This window comes from Methylobacter psychrophilus (assembly GCF_025583945.1).
GTDB classification, from domain to species: Bacteria; Pseudomonadota; Gammaproteobacteria; order Methylococcales; family Methylomonadaceae; genus Methylobacter_C; species Methylobacter_C psychrophilus.
The window spans coordinates 66,998-75,356 of record NZ_JAOEGU010000018.1 but is presented as its reverse complement, the minus strand read 5'-3'; the positions used below and the strand labels follow the sequence as shown (position 1 = coordinate 75,356).

Below are 8,359 nucleotides of genomic sequence, written 5' to 3'. Positions count from 1 at the left end.
CTTGAGTATTGAGATCGGGGCGGCGAGTAAATTTAATGGTCTTTTCCTTCTGTGCGAATGCGCTAAATGCATATCACAACATTTGGGAAGATTTTATTAAACTGTTAATTGGAAAATGAAGGGTGCCGTTTGCAGAAGCAAATATCTGTCAATCCAGTCATTCATGTAAGTTTTTTAATTTTGTATAAAACACGAATGCTTTCACAGTCTAATACGCGTTAATCACTAAAATATTTAACTCTTGTATTAATCAATACATTAATACAGACTCTATTATCAAATAATATAGATTTATTTTTTATACTATAAATAAGGTGATATCCGAGAATTAATAGTCCCAAGTGGCAAAAGATTTTTGTTTATCTACAACGACTGCAAGGACAGATATTTGCTCCTGCAAACTCTGCATTCACCACATCCCTGTGGATTATGCAGGAGCTACGTAGCCATGGATGGCGGAAGGTAGAATCGCGTCTGGAACAGCGATCGAGAGCACCAACAGTAGGCTCCTTAAGAGACGCAGGAGCAGTTGCTGAGGCGGAAAAGTAGGCGCTTAGCTGGCTACGTAACTATTTTGACAACGCAGAAAATAAATAAAAAGACCAGCAAGCTGAGTATATTATTCTCAGGAAATCACCTAAGGTACCTTTTAATTAACAAAGTTGGTCAAAAGGTGCCATTTTGCCAAACACCGGCAAAATATTGCAGCAAAAATACCAAAGTACCAAGGCCACCGAATGATTGTAATAAGGGCCATTCGTACCAAGGTCTAAAAGCGCCGTCACGCAATGCCCTGATACGGTCAATCTCTACTTCTATGCGCTTGATAATAATCTCATTGGGACTATCCAGATTACGTTGCTCCCTGATTTTTGCAGACAACTCATCTAGCGCTTTTATACGAGCCAGCTTGGCACCTTTTTGTAAAAATAACTCTGCGGAGATAGCACAAAATAACATAGCAATAAGCACAACCCACAATGCTGGCGGAATATCCCAATCATCCATGGCCGGGCTACGTGCCAAAATCAACAAACCAATACACACCATCGGCCCCCAGATAAGCGGCTGGATAGTTGTTGTCAGTCGGACTACCAGTTGGATATCGAGCCAGTCTTTGACGCATTCCGGTGCAATTTTATTGTCATCAATTGCCCAATCCCTGGCATTCTCGTTCCATTCGCTTGGTTTTACTGATAAATGTGTAATCAATTGCTCGCAAAGACGGGCATGTTCAACGACCCACATGGTCAGAAACAAGGTTAAAAAAACGGTTGTAGAAATCATGATCGTATTGATATTCACGGCTAAATTGCCCCGTATCGGCACACTTGGAAAGCCACCCTGGCTTACCAGCAGGACTCCAACAATAACAAAAGCGAGTACACGAATTAATACTCTTAACCAGGCACTTGAAATACCAAATCTTTTCTGCTGACAGTATCCCAGATACTTTTGCCATAAGACATCGGGGAAAACCATTGCTTTTTTATTAATTTCCGACCGCCAACTCCCAACAAAAAGCACCTCACAATTCCCCAAGTGTGCGGGATCGGCTGGTAAAGCAAAAGTCCGTTGTGTGTTTCCGCCCTGAATCTGCAAATCATTTTGCATTTTTTTGATTCGCAGAGCTCCCCACCGATAAAATGCTACCGCAAAAAGACAAGCGAATAGCCGCAGTAACTGACTGGGCCAGGCACTGGTACTTTCCAGCCAGTAAAATGGTTCGGCATCCTGCTGAATAATGTAATCATTCCACCAAAATGGTATTAGCCAGCAAACTAAAAAAAGCATCGCGGCAGTACCTATAGCCATGGAATAAGGCTGTGACTGACTGTATTTAAAAAATTTTACCGCCATCCCTCTAACCCGCCAACTAATCAAAATCAGCAATATAATAATCATCACCGTGACGTAAAAATCCGGCAACTTCAAGTTTATAGGGGACGAAGCAACAAGCACTGGTTGTACCGTATGGTTACATGCTGACCAATTAACCCAGGCGCATTTAGCCCCGTTGTTGTCATTGCTAGCTATCGATAAAACAGGTGTGTCATTAACTGTGGGCAAAGGTAACGGATGGCTGCGTCCAATCTCGAACAGGCGCGGTGGAGGCTGTATGGTTATCGGGTTAGTACTATCTGTTTCGTTCTTAAGTACCATTTGCGTGGCAAGAAAAAATGCCGTCTGGTAGCTGTCACGAAAAGAAGGAATATTGCCCTGCAATTCGGGTCGCAACTTCAAATCAAATGCCGAGGCAATCAGTAAATTGTGGGTTTGCGGCCATTTGGCCGGATGAGTGTAAGCTGCATCAAGATCGGTCGTAAAAAATAATTTATGCGGAAAATACTGGCGCAATGCCTCCAGTATCATCAGTTTGTCATGGACATCAGAACCCAATACTCCGATAGCGGCGATGCCTTTTTTGTTAGCCACAGTCTTTATCAAATGCTGATCCAGCTCACGGAGGTTATCCGCCAGTCTGCGTAAATAATCTTTCTGATTTTGCCCTTCCGGCAGTTCAATTTGTGCATTGGTTGCAGACTTGTCTTTATTGTCAGATTTTTTATCTGCCGAACTATCGGTTTTGTCATCTTTATCGGGTAATTTGCCATCCAGTCCGCGCATATAACCATAAGCTTGCACGGGTTGCTCATCTTTTTCTGTTCTTTTCCATGCATTCTTAAAAGTATCCGGCATAGAACGACCATAAAAAGTATCCCATTCAGATAGAATAATAATATGATCTTTTTTATCGATCTTACGTATACCAAGTTCAGCGACCAACTCGGCCATCATGTCATGCTCGGTAGCAGTCGTGCGATATAGCGTTAATCCACGACTCCTAAGGCAATCTGAAACCGTTTTGCATAACGACTGAGGAGTAATGCCAACACCGTTCAATAACCGATTGTCCGAAGCAGTCGCTCCCGCAGAATAATACACCAGCATATGCCTGTCAGTCGTTTTGGCCAGGTTAGCCTCAGGCTTATCGATACATTCAGCAACTGAGGTGCTGTTACTATCAACCATAACTTCTTTCAACAGGTCTCGTAGTAAAGTAGAAGTGTTAGGGCCAATAACCGCATAATTAAATACGCTTTCTTTTTGCTTAATCTCCTGACTTGTCTGACTTAGCAATTTATTTAACTTGGTATTGGGACATCCAAGCAAACTTGATTCATCAATCCATAACAGTAATACTTGCTTCTTGTTATCTGGTAGCGACCACCATTCAAAAGCAACCCTTTTCTGCAAGCCGTTTTCCGGATCAGGATGAAAGTAACCAATATGCTGCTCATCCTGCGGTGCCGAGCCTTGATTAGCTAAAGCTGAAAGTACTGCATAACGCCGACGCATGCGCTGTTCTGCCGCTTCCTGATAGGAATCGCCGGGCAGAGTCACCGCAAGTATGGTAATCGCTTCGCCGCGAACAAATTTTTTACCTTTATAAATCTGAGCCGGGGAATGAGATAAAGGGCTGGTGACCTGTTTAACGGTATCCAGTCGCAACGTTTTTTTATCAGGACTAGCCACGATGACTACTTTTTCTGCCGGCATTTCTTCACTGGCGCTATCCACCGCCGCAAAGGGGTCTTGCCACAAACGTGCATCCACATCCTGTGCCGCAGCGTAGCGAATTTGCAAAGGGCGAGTTGAGGGTCGCTCATCTTGATAAGGCAAAGAATGTGTAAAAACCAAGCCGGCTAATATTGCCAATATTACCGTCACCGGAATGGTCGTGGTCAGACCGCCATTTTCCGGTTTATTTTCTTCCACCATGATTGATCTCCTTACCTGAATGGTTACTTCGACATTTTCAGATAAATATTTTCTATACCGACAGGTACGATCCCTTGAAGGGATGTTATCTGTATAAGCTTTAATTAACGTAGAGTGAAAATTTAATGTCTGAAAATCTTTAGAAAGGTTTTCCGTCTTTAAAAATTGCCATTTATTAATTCAGGCCAGAGTTGCAGCAAGCAATTTTTGGCTACTACTTTAAGCGGGGACAGATACCATCCATTGAAGGGATGTTATCTGTAAAATCCTCCCACTTTAAATTGGTATAGACTTTCAGAAATTAAACTTCCATAACATGATGATTTAATTTACACGGATAACATCCCTTGAAGGGATGGTATCCGATAGCATAGAAATTATTTATCTGAAAATCTATAGTCCAGTTTTAAAGCGAAAAATAATTTAACTCTAACATACACCACATGGTGACTTTTTTATTCAACATTTAGTAAAAATACCGCAAGCGTTTACGTGTAAATTTACCTGTCGTCAGCAGATACGAAATTAACCCCGTTTTGGAAGCATTCTTGTCAGCGTACTGTCTTTTAGCACGTAGTGATGAAACAGTGCAGCCAAGGCATGTAAACCTATAAGAAAATAGCCGACAGTACCACTGGTGGCATGGATCTCTTTAATCAACTCCGCGAGATCTTTACTCTCACCGATGAGTGCTGGTAATTGCAAGCCAAAAAACGGAATCGGTTTACCTTCAGCACTGAGTAGTAACCAACCTGCCAACGGCATACCAATCATGAATACATAGAGTGTTATTTGCATGGCTTTGGATAAAAACTTGCTCCACCATGGCATGGCTAACTCAATAAGATCAACGGGGTTGGTAAGGCGTGCAGTCAAGCGTAGTGAGGCTAAAACAAAAACCGATAAGCCCAGCATAAAGTGCCAAGTTTTTAATCCTGTACGTAGGTCACTGCCTTTAGGAAAAAATACCCGCAACTCAATACATGCATAGACGGCGATAAGCAATAGTAGCATTATCCAATGAAGCCCAATGGATAAAGATCCATAACGGTCGGTGGTTTTACGTACGGTCATCATCCAACTCCTACAAAATAAAACGCTAGAGTAACGTATTACCTTACAAAAAACCTGTTAAATTATAACTATTCAACTTAAAAGGCGCGCTTGGCACGCCCTACGTTGCATAAAATCCGCTATAAACAGCTAATTAAACAAATTATTAACGGTTTTGCTGAGGCACTTTACGCAGTTTACCGGTTTCATAACCCAAGCTGGCCGCTTTTTTTGTTAATTCATCGTATTGACTATCACTAATCACCGGTGTGCGCGCCATAATCCAGACATAATCTCTGGCATTTCTGGCAATAATGGTACTGGTGTAATCCTTGTCAAGGTAGGCAATGATAAATTCAGACTTGATCGGCCAGATAAATTGCATACCCCAGACGGCATTGTTGGTATTTTCAACAACAAAACCCTGTGGGTTATAGCGCTTTTCAGGGCCGTCAAAGCCACCGTTTCTAAAAGTGAAAATGGTATTGATAGTGCCATCTTTTTTAAGTTGATAGGATTCAACAGCATTAAATGCCTCGGTTTCAATCATCGTCGGAATACACGCAATGACATACCAGTCGCCCATAAACTGATTTAAATTTACCTGGGATACCGGTTTCACCGGTGACATATTTTGACTGGCGCAACCACTAAAAATGATGGCACATAAGCCGGCAAATAATCTGATTAACTTATTTTTCAATGAGGAAACTCCAATGTGAGATATAGAGAGCCAAGTAAATAAAGCGACATTCAATTCCCCTCACCCCAGCCCTCTCCCCGAAGGAGAGGAAGTTTGATGTCGCTTTATCACTTAATCGTTCTATATTTAAACAAAAATTAACGACATAACATGGGGGTAATCAATTACAAAGCAGATATCCCTGTTTTTATGTAGCCTGCCGGATAGTAGCATTATTTATTCTGTAAAAGCCATCTGCTTTATCACGGATATTTTTTTATCCGTCACTAATGCACTACAAAGGCCTTCCCCCAATTCAATATCCACTATATGCCAAGCGCAAGCTTTGCCACACAAGTCAGGGACTCTTAAAAATCCAACAGGTTTTTCAGGATTAACAACACAGTTATGTAATCCTGAAATAATGCCCTGCCCCGTGGCTTTTACAAAAGCTTCCTTACGTGTCCAAAAACGATAAAATACCTGAGTTTTTTGGGCTTCCGGAAGTAACGTCCAATAAGCAATTTCTTCTTTCGCAAAACATTTATTAACCAGGCCGGACACATTAATTCTTGGTTTACAAATTTCAATATCAATGCCCAAATGACAGTTCCAGCCTAGCGCGATGACCACTTTATCTGCGGTATGCGAAATATTGAACGCCAACTCAGGATAATCGGCAAGATAAGGTTTGCCGTACTTGGCTTTTTTTATACTTATCTTTTCCGGTGCCTGATTTAGCAGTTGACCCAACAACTGTCTTAACCGTCCATGTATGACTACATAACGTTGTTGTAACAATACCTGTTTAAATTTTTGGACTTGATTTTGTTCGGCATTATCAAGCATTCGCCAGTAAGTCAGATAATTCGGATCCTGGGCGGCTACCGTACCATGCCAAACTTCTACTTCATTAATGCCCAACGACTGCTCTACCCTCACCGCGTTTATCACTGGCAGCAGACAGTGTTTTGGTGGCTTTATTAAATTGTACGGCCTGCATATCTCCGTAAGGATAACGCGCGACTTTTAGTTGATGACCTTTCGCGGTTAAACCGGTAATCTCGGCATCAGACAATGCGCCTTTTTCATATTCAATCACATCAGGCATAAATTGATGATGAAAACGCGGCACTTGTACCCACGAATCAGGCCCATTGCCTTTGGCAAAATCCAGCGCCGCCAACAATACCATTGAAATAATACGACTGCCACCTGGCGTCCCCAGCACAGCAACCTGAGTGTCGGTTTCAAGAAAAGTCGGCGTCATACTGGACAACATACGTTTACCCGGTGCAATCGCATTGGCAGCACCACCCACCAAACCATAACCATTCATGGCACCGGGAAGGCTTGAAAAATCATCCATTTCATCATTCAACATCACACCGGTTCCGGCGGCGACAAAACCTGAGCCAAAAGGATAATTAATACTGAGTGTTGCGGCAACCCGGTTGCCTTCGTCATCAATAATAGAAAAATGGGTGGTATTAGTACCTTCCGGTTGTTGTTTAATCTCGCCTGACAGCATATCACTGGGCAAAGCTTTGTCTTCCCGAAGGCTGCTACGTAAACCGGCGGCATAATCTTCGCTCAACAAGCGTTTAACGGGGATATCAATAAAGTCGGCATCACCCAAATACAAGGTACGATCATGGTAAGCTCGCCTCATAGATTCTATTATCAGATGCTTGATATTTATCTCATCTGTTGTTTGCAAATCGTAAGCCGATAAAATATTTAAGGCTTCAATCAATACAATGCCGCCTGATGATGACGGTGCCGCACTGGTTATTTTTACCCCTTTATAGTTGCCTCTTATCGGTTCTCGCTCGACCACTTGATAAGATGCAAGGTCTTCTTTTGTCCAGATACCACCGGCTTTTTTAACACTGTTAATCAGTTTATCGGCTACACAGCCACTATAAAAGCCATCCCGACCCGATTCAGCCAATTGGGTTAAGGTATTTGCCAAATCCGTTTGTTTGAGTATTGAATGAGGCTGAGGCAGTTTGCCATTATCCAGAAATATATTTGCTGTTTGAGGATATTGCTTGAGTAACTCCGCCCTAAATTTCAACATCTTCAAATAGCGATCACCAATGGCATAACCTGTCTTTGCGTAAAGGATTGCCGGTGCCAAACTTGTTGCCAAGGGCAACTTGCCGTATTTTTCCGATAAATGTACCAAGCCTGCCGGCATACCCGGAATAGCCGCTGCCAACGCACCATCAAGTGATAATTTTGGAATGACCTTGCCGTCTTTATCCAGATACATAGACTTATGAGCCGCCAAGGGCGCTTTTTCACGACCATCAATCAGGGTTTCAAAACCGTCTTTCTCTCTGTGTAGTAACCAGTAACCACCACCCCCCAAGCCGGAACCGGTTGGTTCAACAACCGCCAATGCCGCGCTAACTGCCACCGCCGCATCAAAGACATTACCGCCTTTATCCAGAATCTCAAAACCTGCCGCCGTTGCCAACGGATGTGCGCTGGCAATTGCCACTTTATGCCCGTCGGCATAAAGTGGTGCACCCCAAAAAACAGCGACTACAATGATGGCTGGATAAATTTTCTTTAACATTTTTTACCTGATTGATATTAAGCGAATACATAAGTAGATGTTTCGTATACTACTACAAATACTCTGTAGTGTTCTAAATGCCAAGTTTACCAGCACCAATATCTGTTCATACAGTCGTAACCAATACCACAGAAACAAAAACGGCGACCCAAGGCCGCCGTTTTTTTTAATAAGAAATCTAACTATCAACTTAAAAGAGACAGATAATATCTTTTACAGGGATACTATCTATAAAACGTCCAGCTTTAAATGGG

5 protein-coding genes are annotated in these 8,359 nt (G+C 42.4%); all 5 read right to left on the bottom strand.

What is annotated here, in order from left to right:
• Positions 1 to 666: 666 nt before the first annotated feature.
• The gene (locus N7974_RS10630) at positions 667 to 3,783 is read right to left on the bottom strand and encodes a hypothetical protein (RefSeq protein ID WP_262965591.1); all 3,117 of its coding nucleotides are present in this window, start codon (positions 3,781 to 3,783) and stop codon (positions 667 to 669) included.
• A gap of 525 nt (positions 3,784 to 4,308) precedes the next feature.
• Positions 4,309 to 4,860 carry a cytochrome b gene (locus tag N7974_RS10625; protein WP_262965590.1) on the bottom strand — a complete coding sequence of 184 codons (552 nt, stop codon included), beginning with the start codon at positions 4,858 to 4,860 and terminating at the stop codon, positions 4,309 to 4,311.
• A gap of 142 nt (positions 4,861 to 5,002) precedes the next feature.
• Positions 5,003 to 5,539, bottom strand: a complete 537-nt coding sequence (locus N7974_RS10620) for a lipocalin family protein (RefSeq protein ID WP_262965589.1) — start codon at positions 5,537 to 5,539, stop codon at positions 5,003 to 5,005.
• Positions 5,540 to 5,755: 216 nt separating this feature from the next.
• Positions 5,756 to 6,460, bottom strand: coding sequence for a 4'-phosphopantetheinyl transferase family protein (locus tag N7974_RS10615; RefSeq protein ID WP_262965588.1), 705 nt, complete (start codon positions 6,458 to 6,460; stop codon positions 5,756 to 5,758).
• Positions 6,432 to 8,105 carry a gamma-glutamyltransferase gene (gene ggt, locus N7974_RS10610; protein ID WP_262965587.1) on the bottom strand — a complete coding sequence of 558 codons (1,674 nt, stop codon included), beginning with the start codon at positions 8,103 to 8,105 and terminating at the stop codon, positions 6,432 to 6,434. The genes N7974_RS10615 and ggt overlap by 29 nt, the downstream gene beginning before the upstream one ends.
• Positions 8,106 to 8,359 lie beyond the last annotated feature (254 nt).